The sequence below is a fragment of the Paraburkholderia sp. SIMBA_027 genome (assembly GCF_046535315.1).
Taxonomy (GTDB): Bacteria; Pseudomonadota; Gammaproteobacteria; order Burkholderiales; family Burkholderiaceae; genus Paraburkholderia; species Paraburkholderia tropica.
This window is the reverse complement of record NZ_JAWRWY010000641.1, coordinates 1-270: the sequence shown is the minus strand read 5'-3', so window position 1 is coordinate 270 and position 270 is coordinate 1. Positions and strand designations below refer to the sequence as shown.

Below are 270 nucleotides of genomic sequence, written 5' to 3'. Positions count from 1 at the left end.
CCTGTTTTCGCCGTCGCCGATGGCATGGGTGGCCACGAAGCAGGGGAAATCGCCAGCGCGGTCTGCGTCAAGACCCTAGGCAGTGCGCCCGAAGTGGCGCCCGGTGTGCGGACGGCCTCTCCCGCTGAGCTGCAGTCATGCCTGCTGAAAGCCCACCAGGCCATCCGGGAAGCAACCGGAGCCAAAGCCGGAACGACGCTCTCCGGTGTGGTTGTCGTGGAGCATCTGGGCCTGCCCTATTGGCTCGTGATGAACATCGGGGACTCCCGG

1 protein-coding gene is annotated in these 270 nt (G+C 65.9%); it reads left to right on the top strand.

Annotated elements, in window-relative coordinates:
- Positions 1-270: PP2C family protein-serine/threonine phosphatase (locus tag SB764_RS40575; protein ID WP_410866838.1), on the top strand; the 270-nt coding region annotated here is incomplete at both ends.